17 protein-coding genes are annotated in these 20,032 nt (G+C 32.3%); 7 read left to right on the top strand and 10 right to left on the bottom strand.

The annotated features are described in order from the left end of the window. Positions 1–48: 48 nt before the first annotated feature. Positions 49–939 carry a YDG/SRA domain-containing protein gene (locus N534_RS0105860; RefSeq protein WP_028891594.1) on the top strand — a complete coding sequence of 297 codons (891 nt, stop codon included), beginning with the start codon at positions 49–51 and terminating at the stop codon, positions 937–939. A 23-nt stretch (positions 940–962) separates the two neighbouring features. On the opposite strand, the gene N534_RS0105855 is transcribed toward N534_RS0105860, so the two are convergent. The 5 genes from N534_RS0105855 to N534_RS15045 all read right to left on the bottom strand — a co-directional run bounded on the left by N534_RS0105855 (position 963) and on the right by N534_RS15045 (position 5,378). Then, positions 963–2,102, bottom strand: a complete 1,140-nt coding sequence (locus N534_RS0105855) for an ATP-binding protein (RefSeq protein ID WP_028891593.1) — start codon at positions 2,100–2,102, stop codon at positions 963–965. Positions 2,103–2,105: 3 nt separating this feature from the next. Then, positions 2,106–2,861 (bottom strand): SDR family NAD(P)-dependent oxidoreductase, encoded by a 756-nt coding sequence (locus N534_RS0105850; protein WP_028891592.1) that lies wholly within the window; start codon positions 2,859–2,861, stop codon positions 2,106–2,108. A 134-nt stretch (positions 2,862–2,995) separates the two neighbouring features. Continuing rightward, positions 2,996–3,928, bottom strand: coding sequence for a hypothetical protein (locus tag N534_RS0105845; protein ID WP_028891591.1), 933 nt, complete (start codon positions 3,926–3,928; stop codon positions 2,996–2,998). A 107-nt stretch (positions 3,929–4,035) separates the two neighbouring features. Next, the gene (locus tag N534_RS0105840) at positions 4,036–4,881 is read right to left on the bottom strand and encodes a hypothetical protein (protein ID WP_028891590.1); all 846 of its coding nucleotides are present in this window, start codon (positions 4,879–4,881) and stop codon (positions 4,036–4,038) included. Between the two features lie 26 nt (positions 4,882–4,907). Further along, a complete protein-coding gene (locus tag N534_RS15045) occupies positions 4,908–5,378 on the bottom strand; it encodes a hypothetical protein (protein ID WP_028891589.1) in 471 nt (156 codons plus the stop codon). Between the two features lie 169 nt (positions 5,379–5,547). On the opposite strand from N534_RS15045, the gene N534_RS0105830 reads away from it, so the two are divergent. Together N534_RS0105830 and N534_RS0105825 are read left to right on the top strand one after the other, a co-directional pair. After that, a complete protein-coding gene (locus N534_RS0105830) occupies positions 5,548–6,657 on the top strand; it encodes an FAD-binding oxidoreductase (protein WP_028891588.1) in 1,110 nt (369 codons plus the stop codon). A gap of 25 nt (positions 6,658–6,682) precedes the next feature. Continuing rightward, positions 6,683–7,132 (top strand): GreA/GreB family elongation factor, encoded by a 450-nt coding sequence (locus tag N534_RS0105825; protein WP_197017699.1) that lies wholly within the window; start codon positions 6,683–6,685, stop codon positions 7,130–7,132. 188 nt (positions 7,133–7,320) lie between these two features. Here N534_RS0105825 and N534_RS0105820 read toward each other — a convergent pair whose 3' ends face one another. From N534_RS0105820 to N534_RS0105800, 5 genes are all read right to left on the bottom strand, one after another. After that, positions 7,321–8,256, bottom strand: a complete 936-nt coding sequence (locus N534_RS0105820) for an ABC transporter ATP-binding protein (protein WP_028891586.1) — start codon at positions 8,254–8,256, stop codon at positions 7,321–7,323. 63 nt (positions 8,257–8,319) lie between these two features. Continuing rightward, complete coding sequence (rimK, locus tag N534_RS0105815) at positions 8,320–9,192, bottom strand: 30S ribosomal protein S6--L-glutamate ligase (RefSeq protein ID WP_028891585.1); 873 nt, start codon at positions 9,190–9,192, stop codon at positions 8,320–8,322. 102 nt (positions 9,193–9,294) lie between these two features. Next, positions 9,295–9,708, bottom strand: a complete 414-nt coding sequence (locus tag N534_RS0105810) for a RimK/LysX family protein (protein ID WP_028891584.1) — start codon at positions 9,706–9,708, stop codon at positions 9,295–9,297. Positions 9,709–9,839: 131 nt separating this feature from the next. After that, positions 9,840–11,942, bottom strand: coding sequence for a M13 family metallopeptidase (locus N534_RS0105805; protein WP_028891583.1), 2,103 nt, complete (start codon positions 11,940–11,942; stop codon positions 9,840–9,842). Positions 11,943–12,054: 112 nt separating this feature from the next. Further along, complete coding sequence (locus N534_RS0105800) at positions 12,055–14,214, bottom strand: prolyl oligopeptidase family protein (protein WP_028891582.1); 2,160 nt, start codon at positions 14,212–14,214, stop codon at positions 12,055–12,057. Between the two features lie 144 nt (positions 14,215–14,358). Between N534_RS0105800 and trxA the strand changes: the two genes are divergently transcribed. The 4 genes from trxA to N534_RS0105780 all read left to right on the top strand — a co-directional run bounded on the left by trxA (position 14,359) and on the right by N534_RS0105780 (position 19,973). Next, positions 14,359–14,718, top strand: coding sequence for a thioredoxin (gene trxA / locus N534_RS0105795; RefSeq protein WP_028891581.1), 360 nt, complete (start codon positions 14,359–14,361; stop codon positions 14,716–14,718). A 307-nt stretch (positions 14,719–15,025) separates the two neighbouring features. Then, complete coding sequence (locus N534_RS0105790) at positions 15,026–15,997, top strand: ribonucleotide-diphosphate reductase subunit beta (protein WP_028891580.1); 972 nt, start codon at positions 15,026–15,028, stop codon at positions 15,995–15,997. A gap of 170 nt (positions 15,998–16,167) precedes the next feature. Beyond that, a complete protein-coding gene (locus tag N534_RS0105785) occupies positions 16,168–18,552 on the top strand; it encodes a ribonucleoside-diphosphate reductase subunit alpha (RefSeq protein ID WP_028891579.1) in 2,385 nt (794 codons plus the stop codon). An 83-nt stretch (positions 18,553–18,635) separates the two neighbouring features. After that, positions 18,636–19,973 carry a deoxyguanosinetriphosphate triphosphohydrolase gene (locus N534_RS0105780; protein WP_028891578.1) on the top strand — a complete coding sequence of 446 codons (1,338 nt, stop codon included), beginning with the start codon at positions 18,636–18,638 and terminating at the stop codon, positions 19,971–19,973. Positions 19,974–20,032: the final 59 nt, after the last annotated feature.

Genomic DNA, 20,032 nt, shown 5'->3' with positions numbered 1-20,032 from the left:
AATTGACTTTGTTATAATGGGTTGATTGTTGAAATTTAACAAATTTGTATGAAAAAGAGGATATTTGGTGAAATAAAAGGGATTTTTGAAGGAGATTCTTTTGATAATAGGATAGATCTTTCTATTTCTAAAGTTCATAGGCCGACTCAAGCTGGAATTAGTGGTTCTGAAAATGAAGGATCAGATTCAATTGTGATTTCTGGAGGTTATGAAGATGATGAAGATTTGGGTAATATTATTATATATACAGGGCATGGAGGTAGAAGTAATAATTCAAAAGTTCAAGTTGCTGATCAAACCTTAACAAGAGGAAATAAAGCATTAGCTATTTCTTGTGAAAAAGGATTACCAGTAAGAGTAATTAGGGGGTATAATAAGCAGTCAAAATTTTCTCCAGAAGAGGGATATAGATATGATGGACTGTTTTTAGTTAAAGATTATTGGCGTGATAAAGGGAAAAGTGGTTATGTAATTTGGAGATTTAGATTAGAAAAAATAAGTAATAAAATAAACCTACTAGACGAAGTTAAAAGGAATACAGTTAGTGAACCTGTTTCAAATTATGGTTCAACTGTACGGCAAAAATATTTTGTAAGTAGAGTTATTAGAGAAACTAGAATAGCTCAGTACATAAAAGAATTATATAATGATGCTTGTCAAGTTTGTGGAATTCAAATAAAAAGCCAAGTTACTAGTTATTCTGAAGCAGCACATATCAAAGCCTTGGGAAAGCCCCATAATGGACCTGATACCAAAGAAAATATTTTATGCTTATGCCCTAATCATCATACAATGTTTGACTTAGGGATTATATCAATTGATGATAATTTTAATATCTTAGGAATAGATGGGGTAATTTTAAAAGTACATCCAAAGCATATTATAGATAAAGAGTTTGTTAAATATCATAGAGAACATCATTATAAAAAATTGAGCTAATGTTTTTGTAAGTAAAGAAGGTTTTAACTATACTTCATCTTACGTATTACTCGCATCGCTTCTTTGTATTTAATATAGGTGGTTTTATCTTCTAAGTTTTTAATATAGTTTTTTGCCTTTTTTAATTGTAAAGGAGCGTTTAAAAACCCATTTAAATAGCAAATTAAGTAGGAAGTAGGAAGCCTAAATACATCTTCATGCTCAGTAACCGATAGCGGCTTGTGTTTTACAATTTTTGCTATAATACTATTGTTGTTGTTGTAAATGAGTTGTAAAATGTTACTATCATATTGAGGCGCCTCAAATAAAAATTCGGTAACAATATCGTGCTTTCCGTTGTCTTTAAAATTAATGATTGTTTTTTCTAACGGATAGCGTTTTTCAGTTTTATCAATACCTAAAACGATGTATTCGGTAATTATAAATGATTGTTCATTATAGCTAATTTGTACATCATCTAACGAAGAAAAGAACAAACGAACTTGTTCATTAACTAACTCAATGTCTACTCGAGTAAAAAATTCTTCACCATTAATTAGTTTCTTTTTTCCTGCCCAACACAGTACAAATTGCTCGTTAAATACTTTATATCTCGGATTGTACTCTGGCTTATGTTTATTAATAAAATCAAAAACACCATCTAAAGTAAGTTGTATGTTGTTTCTGGCATTTTTTTCAATAGCTTCAACAATTGCTTGGTTATTGTTTTTAAGTTCAAAAATATCCTCAGCAGGCATAGAGTTGCTTCCTCTGCGATAAAACACAGTTCCTTTACGATATTTCCATGCGTTTTTTGCAAGTGAAGTAATTTGGTTGTTAGGGTAAATGGTTACTAACCCTATTACTTTATGACGTTGTAGGCGAGGAAAAGGAACGTTTTCATATTCTATTTTTGGAGGGTTGTTCAAATAGGCATTTACCAAATTTTGAATTTTACTATCGTCATAAAAATCTACGCCAATTATGGAATTTTCTTCATCTTCAATACCAATAACAATATATGAGTTGTTATTAGGATTTGAGTTGGAAAGCGCACAAATATGTTTGATAAATTTCGCTTTTCCTTCTTTAGAACTTAAGGATAACTTTTGTTTTTTATCATAAAAACTATTTTCGTCGTTATGCGACAGTAAGTTTTTAATTAAAAGACGCTTGTTAATCACAACTTAAGCATTTTTGTTCACAATAGTTGCACTGGCTTGCGCTGTAGGGTATACGATTAAATCTTCAATATTTACATGATACGGACGCGTAACTACAAAATGGATAATATCTGCAATATCTTCAGGTTGTAGTGCTTTGTAGCCTTGATATACGGTTTTAGCTCTTTCAGAATCTCCTTTGAAACGAACTTCAGAAAACTCGGTTTCTACCAATCCTGGATGAATAGCACACACACGAATGTTATGTTGATTTAAATCTATGCGCATTCCTTTGTTTAAAGCGTTTACAGCGAACTTTGATGCACAATACACATTTCCGTTAGGGTATACATCTTTTCCAGCAATAGAACCGATATTTAAGATAAATCCGTTGTTACGCTCTACCATTTGAGGAATAACAGCTTTTGAAACATATAAAAGCCCTTTTACGTTTCCATCTATCATGGCATCCCAATCGTCTATATTTCCATTTTGAAAGCTGTCTAATCCATGTGCATTACCAGCATTGTTAATAAGAATGTCTATATGTTTAAATTCATCAGGTAAACTGTTAATTGCTTTTTTCACTTCATCGTTGTAGCGAACATCAAATTGAAGTATATGTACTTTGGTAAATTGTGATAGTTCTTGTTGTAGTTGTTCAAGCTTTTCAATACGTCTACCACAAAGAATTAAGTTGATATTATTTTTAGCAAAAAGTTGAGCGGTTGCCTTACCAATACCTGAGGTTGCTCCTGTAATTAAAGCAGTTTGTTGCATGGTTTTTTGTTTTGTATAAAGGTAACCTTTTTTATGTTAAGCAACTATTATAAAATGAAAAACCGCCCCTTACGGAGCGGTTCCTTTTAGTTGGCTACTACACCAACCAAAAATCAACTAACCAAACTTTATTTTTATTTCCTTTTCGGAACTGTTTCTCTTTCTATCTTAGTACGTTTTCTACCGCTATTCCTTACAGCTGGTTTAGTACTAGTGGCATCTTCACCTTTTTTGTACTGTATAAATCCTCTACCAGAAAAAACATAGGTTCTTTGAGAATTTACATGATACAATTCTATCTCACCATCATTAATAACGGTTAAGTCAAATTCTTCAGTATCTCCGTTATCATAATTAAGTGTTAAATATTTAAGGTTCTGTTCGCCTTGAACATTACGGACTATATAACTTCCTACAAAGTCCCAACTTATATAATCAATATTTGTGCCAAAAGGATCGTGTGATGAATAGAATGTCACGTCATTTTCTGGAGTAAACTGTAAGTAATTTTCATAATCAAAAGGGTTGTCAACTCCTCCATATTTATTAATCTTTTCCCAAGCTACATACTCTTGTAAAAAGTATTCAATATTATTATAGAATAACATATCATAATCAAAAGTATTTACTTGATACCCTACTAAATAATAGCTTACGTTTTGTGACAAATCATCAATTCGAATTCTATTGTCAGAAAGTTGTACTACCTCAAACTCAAAGTAACCGTCAATATCGTGTCGTGTTTCTAATACAGTTCCGTAAGCTCCGTAGCTTCCTACTGCAATTCCTAAACCGTTTCCTGTACGACCAATATCAACAATATTATTGTTTGCATACATGGTTCCATTTAAAAATGAAATGGTAAACGCTCTTGACAAAAACGGAACATCACCTGTACCAGTCGTTTTGTGATAATCTACATACCATAAATCATAACTTGAAATATATTGGCGTAAAGAAAAACCATCATCTCCAAAACCATCATGTACAATTTCATTTCTTACAACACATGATGTAAGTGTTACGCTACCAACAAGTAGTAATAAAAGTAATTTTATACGTTTCATAAGCTTTCGTTTTATGGTTATGCTTATGAGTTTTCAAATTACGTGCCAAAAATAAAAAACACCTCAAAAAAGGTGCTTTTGTTAATTTTAAATAAGTTTATATTTTGTTATTCCCACTTCGTTCTTAATTCAGTTCCGACAGGATACTTTTTTGGAGAAAAATTAGGAATATAGGTTCTTCCGAAACTTTTATTTTTTAAAACGGAATCAATTTCAATAAAAAGGCTTCCGTCTTTTGTTTTTAAAGTTAAACGATTATTAACTAAATCATTTTCACCTTTATTTAATTCAAGTAACCAAGAAACATCTTCTTCTTCTTTTGAATATATTATTTTTTCTATTGATTTAATTTTTGCAGAAATAGGCTTTCTCAAGAAAAAATTCTCCCATTTTTTAGGTATTTGATTTAAATCAAAATTTGACGTTATAGAGTCTTCAACTTTATTAACTAAATACATTCCACTAGATTCTGGTTCACTACCTGAGTTTAGGTAGTTAGCAAAACGGATATAATCATTATCTTCTTCCAAGCTCCAGCCAATATAGAAAAAACCAGATAAAAGATATCTGTTTTTTTCCCACTTAAGTATCTGATAATTAGTTTTAATTTTAAGCAAATCTATATTATGTTTTATTGTTTTTATAATTGGTTTCATTTCTCTTTCTATAGGATATTCAGTAAGTTCAACTAAGGTAGGATTTAGTGTTAAGTATGTGTCAGAACTATCTATTTTATAAGTTCCGAAAACCTTTTTTCTTTCTCCTCCACCAGTACAACCAAACAAATATTCTTCATTAATAAACTTTCCATTGCTTAATAGAGACAGTTTTTTACCATTATTAAACCCTTTATAAGAATACTTTAAAGTGTCAATATTTTGTTTTTCAAGTTTTAAACTACTTTTAGTGGTACAACTGAAAATAAAAAAAGATAAGATAATTATATATTTCATATTTTAAATCTCTAAAATAAGTGAGCTTACTGCATAAAAACCTTGTCTTTTTTTACAATGTTCTCCACTTTTACATAGTGTATTTTCTCACCAATTGCGTACGAAATCATAGCTTCGTTTTCTTTTAATTCAAACGGAAATTTTTCTACAGGATTATTTGGTGTATTACCAAATTCTTCTCTTGGATCTGCATGCAGAATAATATCTTTTCGATCATTGGATGAAGTTTTATAGCGTGCAGCTATATACTGTTTGTCTCCATTTTGTTCTATCACGGCATTGGTTATTTTATTTTGAAAATATACCTTTTGAAAATCAACAGCCTCTTTAGCCGTAAAATTGATAATTAAATTAGTAGAGTTGTAGCTTCCTTTTACACCTCCAGTTACGTGATTGTAAGTTGCCGATTCAATTTTAAAAGGATGATTGTTATCCATTTTTACACTTGCGCATTGTGTTATACTAAAAGCTAAAATTAAGATTCCTATTAGTTTCATCTGTTTAAATTTTTTATTGTTTTTAATGGTCAGATGTAATTCGCCATTAAACAGTTCTATTAGTAAATAAGAATTGCGATGGCTCATTTCATAGAGTTGTTTTTTAATGTTTAAATTTAGACATTCAAGGAGTGTGCCAAGTCACAAATATAATCAGTTTTATATGATGTTGAATTTCAGTTATTGGGAGTTAAAAGAGTGGTTTACAGCTATAGATTTTACTGTAGTTGGTAGTGGAATTGTAGGATTAAATTGTGCGTTGCAGTTGCGAAAAATGCATCCAAAAGCAAAAATTCTAATTCTAGAGAAAGGAATGCTACCTCAAGGAGCAAGTACAAAAAATGCAGGCTTTGCTTGTTTTGGAAGTTTGTCAGAACTCATTGACGATTTAAATACACATACCGAAGAAGAAGTTGTTAACTTGGTTAAAAAGCGTTGGGAAGGATTACAGTTATTACGAACAACCTTAGGTGATAAAAACATCGATTTTCAGCAAAATAAAGGATATGAATTATTCTTAACAACTGAGTTGTACGAGTTGTGTTTAGAGCAAAAAGATTCAATAAATCAACTTTTGAAATTCTTGTTTTCTTCAGATGTTTTTACAATTGATGAAAATAAGTTTGGTTTTCAAAAAATACATCAACAATACATTACCAATCAGTTTGAAGGACAGCTAGATACAGGAAAAATGGCGGCTAAGTTGTTGGAAAAAGTAGTGTCTTCAGGAATTAAAATCGTCAATAATATTCAGGTTGAAAGTTTTGCTGAAAACAACGAACAAGTTGAGGTGCAAACCAATCAAAATACATTTAACACTAAAAAATTATTTGTTGCAACTAACGGATTTGCCAATCAGTTGTTGAATGAAAATGTACAACCTGCTAGAGCGCAGGTATTAATTACAAAACCAATTAAAAACTTACACATCAAAGGAACTTTTCACTTAGATAAAGGCTATTATTACTTTAGAAATATTAATGATAGAGTTTTGTTTGGAGGTGGTAGAAACCTTGATTTTAAAGGCGAAGAAACTACCGATTTTGGGCAAACTGCACTTATTCAAAACAAATTAGAAGAAATTTTAAAAACCACCATTTTACCAAATACAGAAGTTGAAATAGAACATCGTTGGAGCGGAATTATGGGTGTTGGAAATCAGAAGAAAGCAATTGTAAAGCAACTTTCTAATAATGTTTTTTGTGGAGTTCGTTTAGGCGGAATGGGGGTAGCCATTGGCAGTTTGGTAGGGAAGGAGCTTGCGGAACTTTTAGATTAATACTATTTCAACAGAGATAAATAGAATGAACATAAAAGAAGAGTTATATAAACAATGTGAGTTGTATGTAAATAAGCGTTTACAAACGGTGGAAGAAACAATAACTTCTCATCAAAAAGCATTGCAATCTGAAACAAAAAGTTCTGCAGGAGATAAACATGAAACAGGACGAGCAATGCTTCAATTAGAAATGGAAAAAGCCAGCCAACAACTCAGTGTAATTGCTCAAATGAAAGAAGTCTTAGCAAAATTGAAAATTGATACCACTTCAGAATTAGCTTGTTTGGGCAGCGTGGTGGAAACTTCTACTACAAATTATTTTATCAGTATAAGTGTAGGTATACTAACTGTTGATAATAAAAAATACTTCGCTATCTCACCTTCTTCACCTATTGGAAAGCTAATTTTAGGAAAAAAAATAGGGGAAAGCTTCGATTTTAATGGAGCGAAAAACACGATTAAAAAAATTTTCTAAAAAAAGTAGGGTAAATTAAAACCTAATTGTTTTAAATACAGGAAAGGTTGTTATAACCAAGAATAGAAAGAGAAAACTACAATACACTTTTATCTTTAGGTGTTTAATACGGTAAGAGTGTATTTTTTTTAAGAAACAAATTTATTTAAAGATAGTTGAGTAATAATTATGAGATAGTTATTATTGGTTTAAACAGCCTTTTTTAATTTAAAAAAGGCTGTTGTTTTTTCCTCTATATTTTCTTGATGATTTATAAAAATCGATTGGTTATTGTAAGCTACTTCTATCAACCAGTATCCTCCTTTAAAATAAGATTTTACTACAGTTCCTTTTAAATTAGAAGGTTCATCAACAATTTGTAGTTGATTAGGATATAATAATAGTGTTTGATTATTAATTGAAACTTCATTTACATCGTCAAAAAGAGAGGCCACATATTTTTCCTTCGGATTTTGATATAAGTTTGAAGGACTATCGTATGCAAGAACTTGATGATTTCTGATTACCATCATATTATCAGCAAAAGATAAAGCATCATTTCCATCGTGAGTAGCAACAATACAAGCTATATTTTTCTTTTTTAGGTAAGCGAATAATCGTCTACGTAACGAGTTTTTCTTAAAATTATCTATTTGACTAAAAGGTTCATCTAACAATAACAACTCAGGTTCTTTAGCTAATGCTCTAGCAATAGCTACTCTTTGCTGTTGACCACCACTTAAATTCTTTACTTTTTCGTTGGCAAGCTCTGTCATTTCAATTACTTCTAAAAGCTCTTGAGTTCTTTCTTCTGCTTCTTTAGGATAAAATCGAGAAAGAAACTTTTTTATGTTTTCACTTACCGAAGTAAATGGCATTAAATCAAAATCTTGTGCTACGTACTTAAAAAATTCCATCCCAGGAACTAAGTGATGTTCTGGACCTAAAATTTGAGTATTATTCCAAAATAAATCTCCTTTATCAACATCCAACAAACCATATACAATTTTTAAAAGAGTCGATTTTCCGCAACCACTTTCACCCATAACACATAAGTGTTCTCCTTTTTGAAGGGAGAATTGTATGTTTTCTAAGGTTTTTTCTTTTGAAGGATAGGTAAATGAAATATTGTTTACTTGTAGCATAAATGCAAAAGTAACAGATTAGTAGGAAAGAAAAAACCGACACTTTCGTATCGGTTTATATTTTTAAGCGCTTCTTTCTACAAAGCGAATAATACTTTTGGCAATGTCTTTTCCTGTGGCTTTTTCAATGCCTTCTAAACCAGGAGAAGAGTTTACTTCTAAAATTAACGGACCTCTATCTGACTGTAACATATCTACCCCAGCAACACCTAAGCGCATTGCTTTAGCAGCTTTTAAAGCAGCATTTTCTTCTTCATCAGTTAATTCTATGATTTCAGCAGTACCTCCTCTGTGTAAGTTTGATCTAAATTCACCTTCTTTACCCTGACGCTTCATAGCTCCTACAACCACGCCATCAACCACAAAAGCACGAATATCTGCTCCTTTTGCTTCTTTAATGTACTCTTGAACGATTACACGTGCTTGAAGGCCGTTAAACGCTTCTAAAACCGATTCAGCAGCTTTTTTTGTTTCAGCTAATACAACTCCTAAACCTTGTGTTCCTTCTAGTAATTTGATGATTAAAGGAGCTCCTCCTACTTTTTTAATAATTTCAGAAGTATCTTTAGAATAATTAGTAAAAACAGTTTTTGGCAAGCCTAAATTAGCTCTAGATAGCACTTGTAAACTGCTTAATTTATCTCTAGATCTCACTAAGGCTTGTGATTCTACAACCGAAAAAACTTTCATCATTTCAAATTGGCGTACTACAGCAGTACCATAAAAAGTAACTGAAGCTCCGATACGAGGTATAATAGCATCTACATCAGTTATTAGCTCATGATTGTATACAATAGCTGGTTTTCTTTTTTCAATAATTAAATCACATTTTGTATGATCTAATACCAACATTTCATGACCTCTTTTTTCTCCTGCTTCTACTAAACGTTTTGTTGAATATAATTTTGAGTTTCTAGAAAGAACAACAATTTTCATGTGTTTGTTTTTACTGTTTTTTTAATAGTCATAATATAACCTTTGTTAATTTAAATAATCAAGTAAATATTTTATAATTATTTAAATTACGCAGGTTTCATTTTATTTTTCTTTTGATGCGATGTTTTTTTGTGAAACATCAACGATAAATTTTTTATTTAAAAATTTTCTACCAATTAAAACTGGATAGGTCATTTTACCTCTATCAGATAAAGATAGTTTTATTTTATATTTTTTATCGAAAAAAACAACAGATGTTGATACTACATATCTTTTTTGTTTTTTACCGTTTGAGCTTCTTATACTTTTAACTTGATACTTGTTAGTTTGTAGTAATTTATTATTGTATTTTTCTGTTTTCGGACACAATAATATAAATTCTAATACACCATCTTTTTCTTTAATATGCTTACAATGTATCGCAGAAGTATAGGCGCCTGTATCTATTTTAGCAGGCAAATCTTCAATTTCCCAATTTAAAAAGGATATTTTTTCAGCTCTTCCTATTAGTTTCATTCAGATAAAAAGTTAAGGAGGGCGAATTACTTACTATTTTTTGAAATACGCAATACCCAATTATCTATTTATTGAAAATAAAAAACCAGTGTTTACACACTGGTTTAAAGGTACTTATTTTTTTGTTGAATTTACCAAATTCTAACGCGATCTTCTGGTTTTAAGTACATATTATCTCCTTCTTTAACGTCAAATGCTTCGTAGAAAGCATCAACATTTTTAAGAGGCATATACGCTCTGTACTTTCCAGGAGCATGCGGATCGGTCATGATTTGGTTTTTTAAAGCCTCATCACGTACTTTAGTTCTCCAAATTGTTGCCCAAGAAAGGAAGAAACGTTGCTCAGGAGTATAACCATCAATGTTTTCAGGACGACCATTCTTTTCTAAGAAAATTTGTAATCCTTCATAAGCAGCTTGTACACCACCTAAATCACCAATGTTTTCACCTAATGTAAATTCACCGTTTAAGTTCATGCTGTCTATAGCAACAATATCACTAAATTGTTTGATTAATTTAGAACCAGCTTCTTTAAATTTTTCTGAATCTTCTTCAGTCCACCAGTTTTTTAAGTTTCCATCACCGTCAAAACGAGCACCAGAATCATCAAAACTATGTGAAATTTCGTGACCAATAACAGCTCCAATTCCTCCATAATTTACAGCTTCATCAGCTTTATAGTTGTAGAAAGGAGGTTGTAAAATTGCTGCAGGGAAAACGATTTCGTTGTTTACTGGGTTAAAGTAAGCATTTACTGTTTGAGGAGACATTCCCCACTCAGTTCTATCTACTTCTTTACCTAATTTAGCCATATCTTTTTCAAAGTTCCATTTACGAACGTTAACGGCATTATCAAAGTATGTACCTCCTTGTTCTAATCCTTTTACTTGTAAAGTAGCGTAATCTTTCCACTTATCAGGGTAGGCAATTTTAACAGTTAATTTGCTTAATTTTTCTAAAGCTTTTTCTTTAGTTTCAGCACTCATCCAAGGTAATTGCGCAATACGTTTTTCAAAACCTAACATTACGTTATCAATCATTTCCTTAGCTTTTTGCTTTGCCTCTGGTGGGAACTTTTCATCAACATATAACTTACCTAAAGCTTCACCAATTGCACCATTTAAGTTCGCTAAAGCACGCTCATTTCTTGGTTTTTGTTGTTTAGCTCCACGCATTTCTTTGCTGTAAAACTCCCAATTAGCTTTTTCTAAATCGGTAGATAATAAACCTAAAGAGTTGTTAATTGCATTCCAACGTAATACTAATTTAACATCTTCAATAGGAGCATTTTTTAATACTTCGTTCATAGCTTTGAAGTATTTAGGATCGGTAACGATAACTTTTTCAAGACCTTTAGCACCATCTAAACCTTCAAGGTTAACACCAATTCCTTTTAAATGCGCTTCCCAATCAATTACTGGAGCTAATTCAGATAATTCAGCAATAGTCATAGGATTGTACATTTTACGAGTATCTCTACGCTCTTCTTTAGTCATCATTGGTTCAGCTAAACTTTTTTCAAAAGCAACAATAGTTGCTGCATTTTTCTTAGCTGTTGCTTCGTCATCACCAAATTCTTGTAACATATTCGCTACAAAGACTTGGTATTTTTCAAGCTTGTCCTTTACTTTTTCATCTACATAGTAGTCTCTTGATAAACCAAGTCCACCAGCACCCATATAACCAGCATTCATACTACTGTTTTTAAGGTCATTGAATACCCCAAAACCATAGAAACCAGCGCCACCGTAAGGAGCCATGTTGGTAATATATGTTTGTACGTCGTTTAAGTCTTTAATTTCTTCAATTTTTTGAAGAAAAGGTTGTACTGGTGCTTTTCCAGCTTTGTTTCTAGCTACGGTATCCATAATGGTTTCGTAGTAGTTTACAGCTTTTTCTTGATCAGAATCTATTTCGTTTCCTTCAGCATCTTTTATTTTTTCGAAGTTTCCTTCTTCAATTGCTTTGTTTAAGATGGCTAGAACATCTTTAGTCGTAGTTTTTCTTAATTGGTTGAATCCTCCCCAAGAAGTCTCATCAGCTGGAATTTCTGTTTTATCAACCCAAGAACCGTTTACATATCTAAAGAAATCGTCTGTTGGTTGTACCGAAGTATCCATGTTTTCTAAAACAATTGCCTGCACTTTTTCTTCAGGCTTTTTGTCTGTTTTACAAGCAATAACTCCTAAAGAAGCAACTGCAGTTGTAAACAACATTTTGTGAATGGTTTTCATTTTTTGTGATTTTTGAATGAATCTTATATTTAACAAACTACCTCGAGGTTTTTGCCCCGAGGTAGTAAATTTACTCTAATAAGAGTGTGTTTTTATAAAAGTGTTACAGTTTTTAACTCTTTATTTTTGATTTTTGAGTATTTGGTAACGATTCAAATCCCATATTAAATAAAGTGAACCCGAAAATATCAGCATATTGCTCAATAGTTTTAGCTACAGGAGTTCCTGCTCCGTGACCAGCATTCGTTTCAATTCTGATTAACACAGGGTTGTTACCTTGTTGCTTATCTTGTAATTCAGCAGCAAATTTAAAACTGTGTGCAGGAACTACACGATCGTCATGGTCACCAGTAGTTACCATTGTTGCAGGATATTGAACACCTTCTTTTACATTGTGTACTGGTGAATATCCTTTTAAGTAGTTGAACATTTCTTCACTTTGCTCAGCAGTTCCGTAGTCGTAAGCCCAACCAGCCCCAGCTGTAAAGGTGTGGTAACGTAACATATCTAATACTCCAACAGCAGGTAACGCTACTTTCATTAAATCAGGACGTTGTGTCATCGTAGCTCCTACTAATAATCCTCCGTTTGAACCACCTCTAATTGCTAAATAATCAGAAGAAGTATAGTTTTCTTTAATTAGGTATTCAGCAGCAGCAATAAAATCGTCAAATACGTTTTGCTTTTTTAACTGCGTACCTGCATCGTGCCATTTTTTACCGTACTCTCCACCACCACGTAAGTTTGGTACAGCGTATACACCACCTTGTTCCATCCAAACAGCATTAGCAATACTAAAACTAGGAGTTAAAGAAACATTGAATCCACCGTAACCATATAAAATAGTTGGGTTTTTACCATTTAACTCTAATCCTTTTTTATAGGTAATAATCATAGGAACTTTTGTTCCGTCTTTTGATGTATAGAATACTTGCTTACTTTCATAGTCATCTGCATTGAATGAAATAGCAGGTTTCCAGTATAATTCATATGTTCCGTCTTCTGGATTGAATTTGTAAGAAGAGCTAGGAGTGTTGTAGTTTGTGAAAGAGAAATATAACTCTTTAGCCTCAGTTTTTCCACCGAAACCACCAGCAGTTCCTACTCCAGGTAATTCAACCTCACGGATTAATTTTCCGTCAAAATCGTATTGTACTACTTTAGAAACAGCATCTACCATATATTTAGCAAAGAAATACCCACCTCCAGTTGAAGGAGATAATACATTTTCTGTTTCAGGAATGAAATCTACCCAGTTTTCAGGTGTTGGGTTTGCAGCATCTACAGTAACAATCTTTTTGTTAGGTGCGTTTAAATTAGTAACTAAGTATAATTTACTTCCTCTACTGTCAATTACACCTGTATCGCTATCAAAATTGTCAATGATTGGTGTTAACTTACTATTTGGATCAGTTAAATCTTTAATGAATAACTTGTTTCCTGAAGTTGAAGTTGAAGCAGAAATTAATAAGTATTTATTGTCTTCAGTTAAGTAACCACCTACATAACGGTGCTTTTGTTCTGGAGTAGCTCCAAAAATAACTTCATCAGAACTTTGAGGAGTTCCTAATTTATGGTAGTATAATTTGTGTTGATCAGTTTTTGCTGATAACTCACTTCCTTTTGGTTTATCGTAGCTAGAATAGTAGAAACCTTCGTTTCCTTTCCAAGCAATTCCAGAGAATTTTACATCAACTAAAGTATCTCCTTTAATTTCTTTAGTTTCAGCATCCATTACAATTACTTTTCTCCAATCACTTCCTCCTTCAGAAATAGCATATGCTACTGTTTTTCCATCTTTAGTAAAACTGATTGATCCTAATGAAGTAGTTCCATCTTCAGCAAAAGTGTTAGGGTCTAAGAAAACTTCTTCTTTTCCTTCTTTATCTTTTCTATAAATAACGTATTGGTTTTGTAATCCGTCATTTTTATAGAAATAAGTATAATCTCCTTCTTTAAATGGTGTTCCCACCTTTTCGTAGTTCCATAATTCTGATAAACGCTCTTTTAATTGCTCGCGATATGGAATTTTACTTAGATAATCGAAGGTAACTTCATTTTCAGCCTTAACCCAAGCCTCTGTTTCAGCACTTCTATCATCTTCTAACCAACGGTAGTTATCAGTTACTTTGGTGCCAAAGTATTCATCTACCACAGGCTTTTTAGCAGTTTCAGGATAATTCACACTAATATTATTTTTAGATTGTTTTTCTTCTTTACAAGAAACTAAAATTGCTCCTGCACAAATAATGGGAAGAAGGATTTTTTTCATGATTTAAAAATTGGTTAATTGGATCAAATTTAGAAGAAAAACAATCATAACAATTCATTTTAAGATGAATTTAACAAAAATACTACTGAAAGCTATTGAAATAAAAACGACTACCTTTACATAATTATAATACGACAGATAAACATGACAGAGAATTTAAATAAAGAAACTTTCTTTAAGAAGGTTTTTAACTATGAAGAGAATAAAGAGTGGAAATTTGAAGGAGAAATTCCTGCAATTATAGATTTTTATGCCGATTGGTGTGGACCTTGTAAAGCTTTAGCACCTGTTTTAGAAGAGCTGAGCGCAGAGTATGAAGGAAAAATCAATATTTATAAAATAGATACAGAAGCTGAACAAGAATTATCAGCTGCTTTTGGTATTAGAAGTATTCCATCGATGTTATTTTGTCCAGTAGGCGAAGATCCACAAATGGCTCATGGAGCGTTACCAAAAAAACAAATAGAACAAATTATTTCAGATGTTTTAAAGGTTGAAAAATAAGGTCTTTTTTAGACTAAAATAAGGAGTTAAAAAGTGATGCAATTTGCATCACTTTTTTTATGTGTAAGCACTAAATAAGAAACTCAGTGAGTATCACTGTTTAAGCGGTTTTTTGTTTTTTAAGTGTTTGTATTTAAGTTTTTTATAAAAGGAGATAGTTTTCTTAAAATTAGGTAAAATATTCATTTTGTTAAAAACTTCAAGGGATTTGTGAATAAGTATAGCTTTCAATTTTTAGCAATTTTTTCAATCTTTGTTTCTCCCTCAGGCGATAAAAAAATAACACACTAAAAGAGCTAAAGAAAGCATGGCATCTATTGAACCAATTTTACAAGAAAATAAAGACAGATTTGTAATTTTTCCAATCCAACATAACGATTTATGGGAATGGTATAAAAAGCAACAAGCTTGTTTTTGGACTGCAGAAGAAATTGATTTACATTCAGACTTAAATGACTGGAATACCAAGTTAACAGATGATGAGCGTTATTTTATTAAACACGTTTTAGCATTTTTTGCAGCATCTGACGGAATTGTAAATGAAAACTTAGCAGAAAACTTTGTAAACGAAGTTCAGTATTCAGAAGCAAAATTCTTTTATGGTTTTCAAATCATGATGGAAAACATTCACTCTGAAACCTATTCATTGTTAATTGATACGTATATTAAGGATGAAGAGGAGAAAGACAGGTTGTTTAAAGCAATTGATGTTTTTCCTGCCATTAAAAAGAAAGCTGACTGGGCATTAAAATGGATTGAATCTGATTCTTTTGCAGAACGTTTAATTGCTTTTGCTGCAGTTGAAGGAATTTTCTTCTCAGGATCATTCTGTTCAATTTTCTGGTTAAAGAAACGTGGGTTATTACCTGGGTTAACCTTCTCTAACGAGTTAATTTCTCGTGATGAGGGTATGCACTGTGATTTTGCGGTACACTTACACAACAACCACTTAGTAAACAAAGTACCAAAAGAAAGAATTAAAGAAATTATTATTTCTGCTTTAGATATTGAAAGAGAGTTTATTACTGAGTCACTTCCAGTGAGTTTAATTGGTATGAATGCAACTTTAATGACTCAATATTTAGAGTACGTAACTGATAGATTATTACTTGAATTTGGTTGTGAAAAAGAATACGAAGCAACCAATCCGTTTGATTTCATGGAAATGATTTCATTAGAAGGAAAAACCAATTTCTTCGAAAAAAGAGTATCAGAGTACCAAAAAGCCGGAGTAAAATCGGGAGGTACTGGAAGCATCAGCTTTGATGCAGATTTTTAGGAACCAATAAGCTGCAATTCCCCTACATGCAGTATTACTCAGCTAAAGCACTATAAACGTGCTTTAGCTTATATATCGTTTCAATAAGAAACAAAACAAAAATTACACTTTAGAAGTTGCTAAACAAGTGTGTTTTGCGACGCTATTAACCAACTAAAACTAATATCAATATGTATGTAGTAAAAAGAGACGGCAGAAAAGAGCCTGTGATGTTCGATAAAATCACAGCAAGGGTTAGAAAAATGTGTTACGGATTAAACAATATCGTTGATCCGGTTAAAGTAGCAATGCGTGTTATTGAGGGATTGTATGACGGGGTAACTACTTCTGAATTAGATAATTTAGCAGCTGAAGTAGCTGCGACAATGACAACTGCGCATCCAGATTATGCAAAACTAGCAGCAAGAATTGCCGTATCTAACTTACATAAAAATACTAAGAAGTCATTTTCTGAAACAATGACTGATTTGTATGAATACATCAATCCACGTACAGGAAATAAAGCTCCATTATTAGCTGATGATGTATATAAAATAATCATGGATAATGCTGATAAATTAGATTCAACAATTATTTATAGCCGTGATTTTAACTACGATTATTTTGGTTTTAAAACATTAGAACGCTCTTATTTATTAAAGTTAAATGGAAGCATTGTTGAGCGTCCACAACAAATGTTAATGCGTGTTGCTATTGGTATTCACAAAGAAGATATTGATGAAGCAATTGCTACATACGAATTGATGAGTAAAAAATACTTTACCCACGCAACACCAACCTTATTTAACTCAGGTACGCCTAAACCACAAATGTCTTCTTGTTTCTTATTACAAATGCAAGATGATAGTATTGATGGAATCTACGATACATTAAAACAAACAGCTAAAATTTCACAATCAGCTGGAGGTATCGGGTTATCTATTCATAATATTCGTGCAACAGGATCATACATTGCTGGTACTAACGGAACATCGAATGGAATTGTACCTATGTTACGTGTGTTTAACGATACAGCTCGTTATGTAGACCAAGGAGGAGGAAAACGTAAAGGATCATTCGCTATGTATTTAGAGCCTTGGCATGCTGATATTTACGATTTCTTAGACTTAAAGAAAAACCATGGTAAAGAAGAAATGCGTGCACGTGATTTATTCTACGCTATGTGGATTTCAGATTTATTCATGAAACGTGTACAAGAAGATGCTGAATGGACGTTAATGTGTCCGCACGAGTGTCCACATTTATATGACACTTATGGTGAAGAGTTTGAGCGTTTATATACAAGTTATGAAGCTGCTGGAAAAGGAAGAAAAACTATTAAAGCGCGTGATTTATGGGAGAAAATCTTAGAATCACAAATTGAAACAGGTACTCCGTACATGTTATATAAAGATGCGGCAAACCGTAAGTCGAATCAAAAGAATTTAGGAACTATCCGTTCTTCAAATTTATGTACAGAGATTATGGAATATACTGCAGAAGATGAGGTAGCAGTATGTAACTTAGCATCGATTGCAATTCCAATGTTTGTGGCAGAAGATGAAAATGGAAATAAATTCTTCGATCACCAAAAATTATTTGAAGTAACTAAAAAAGTTACGCGTAATTTAGATACAGTTATCGATCGTAACTATTATCCAGTAAAAGAAGCTGAAAACTCTAATTTCCGTCACCGTCCGGTTGGATTAGGAATTCAAGGGTTAGCAGATGCTTTTATCATGTTACGTTTACCATTTACTTCAGAAGAAGCTAAGAAATTAAACCAAGAAATTTTTGAAACCTTATATTTTGCTGCGGTTACTTCGTCTATGGAAGTTGCAAAAGCAAAAGGAGCGTATTCAACATTTGAAGGTTCGCCAATGTCACAAGGAGAATTCCAACACAATATGTGGGGAATTAATGATGATGAATTAAGCGGTCGTTGGGATTGGGCGAAGTTACGTAAAGAAGTGAAGAAGCATGGAGTTCGTAACTCGTTATTAGTAGCACCTATGCCTACAGCATCTACTTCTCAAATTTTAGGAAACAACGAAGCATTCGAACCATATACTTCTAACATTTATACTCGTAGAGTATTATCTGGTGAGTTTATCGTAGTAAACAAACATTTATTAGAAGATTTAGTAGAGTTAGATTTATGGGATAACAATATGAAAGAAGATATCATGCGTGCAAACGGATCTATCCAGCATATTGATGCTATTCCACAAAACTTAAAAGATTTATACAAAACGGTTTGGGAAATGAGTATGAAAGATATCATTGATATGGCACGCCATAGAGGATATTTTATCGATCAATCACAATCGTTAAACTTATTTATGCAAGATCCTGACTTTGCGAAGTTAACTTCTATGCACTTCTACGCATGGAAATCTGGATTAAAAACAGGAATGTACTATTTACGTACAAAATCTGCAGTAAACGCGAAGCAGTTTACGTTAAATGTAGAAAAGAAAGAAGAAGACAAGCCAATGAGTACGGATGAATTCAAAGCGATGGTAGAAGCTTCTAAAAATGCAGGTCCAGACGATTGTTTAATGTGCGGATCTTAAGCTAGAATTAAATTAAAAGTGATAAAGAGAAGTCGAGAGGCTTCTCTTTTTTAGTATTTTCGACAAAATTTTATTTACGGATGATGAACTGGGAACAACTCCTTTCTTTAAAACGTTTTGGTGATACTCAAAAACGTGAACGCGCTAAACAAGACGAAACTCGTTTAGGTTTTGAAGTAGATTTTGATAGAATTATATTTTCATCGGCTTTTCGAAGTTTACAAGACAAAACACAGGTAATTCCATTATCAAAAACCGATTTCGTTCATACGCGTTTAACGCATAGTTTAGAGGTGTCGGTTGTTGGACGTACGTTAGGGCGTAGAGTGGGTAAGGAGCTATTAGAGCGTCATCCAAATTTAAAAGAGCTAGGGTACACTTTTAACGATTTTGGAGCTATTGTAGCGGCAGCATCCGTAATGCATGATATTGGAAATCCACCGTTTGGTCACTCAGGAGAAAAAGCCATTGGAGAGTATTTTAAAACAGGAAAAGGCCTTCAATACAAAGAAGAGCTTACTGATTTAGAATATCAAGATTTAATTGATTTTGAAGGAAATGCCAACGGATTTAAAATCCTAACAGAAAGCAGAGAAGGTATTGAAGGAGGTTTACGCTTGTCGTATGCAACCTTAGGAGCTTTTTTAAAATATCCTAAAGAGAGTCTTCCAAAGAAACCAACCAAACATATTGTCGATAAAAAATACGGCTTCTTTCAGTCTGAAAAAGCTGCTTTTTTAGAAATAGCTGAAGATTTGGGTTTATTAAAAAAAGAATCTGAAGGAATTTCTTATTACCGACATCCATTAGCCTATTTGGTAGAAGCAGCTGATGATATTTGTTATACAATTATCGATTTTGAAGATGGAATCAACCTTGGCTTAATTGAAGAAGATTATGCTTTAGAATACATGATTAAGTTGGTAAAAGATACAATTGATAGTAAGAAATACCATTCATTACAGCACCAAAAAGATCGTGTAAGTTATTTACGTGCTTTAGCAATTGGTGTGTTAATAAATGAAGCAGTTACTATCTTTTTAGAAAATGAAGAGGATATTTTAAACGGAACTTTTGATAAAGGTTTGTTAGACAAATGTAAATACGAAGCACAGATTAACGATATTATCAAAATAAGTGTCGATAAAATTTACCGAAGTAAAGAAGTAGTTGAAAAAGAGGTAGCTGGTTATAAAATCATTGCTGATTTGCTAGATGTTTTCGTAACCGCACTTAATAATAAGTTTGAGAACAAACAGTCAAACTACGATAAATTAGTATTGAATTTACTTCCAGAAGAATACCAAAAAGGGAGAGAAAATTTATATGACAGAATTATGCAAGTGTGTAGTTATATTGCAGGATTATCTGATGGATATGCTATTCGATTGCATAGAAAATTAATGGGAAATATTAGTTAGAAAGTGTTAAATGGTAGGTTTTTTGTTTAAAAAAAAGGTGTTTGGTGTATTATTGCTAA

Origin of the sequence: Tenacibaculum sp. 47A_GOM-205m, from assembly GCF_000518405.1 — a bacterium.
Taxonomy (GTDB): domain Bacteria; phylum Bacteroidota; class Bacteroidia; order Flavobacteriales; family Flavobacteriaceae; genus Polaribacter; species Polaribacter lutimaris.
Note: the sequence above shows the minus strand (reverse complement) of the source record. Positions and strands in the feature narration are given on the sequence as shown.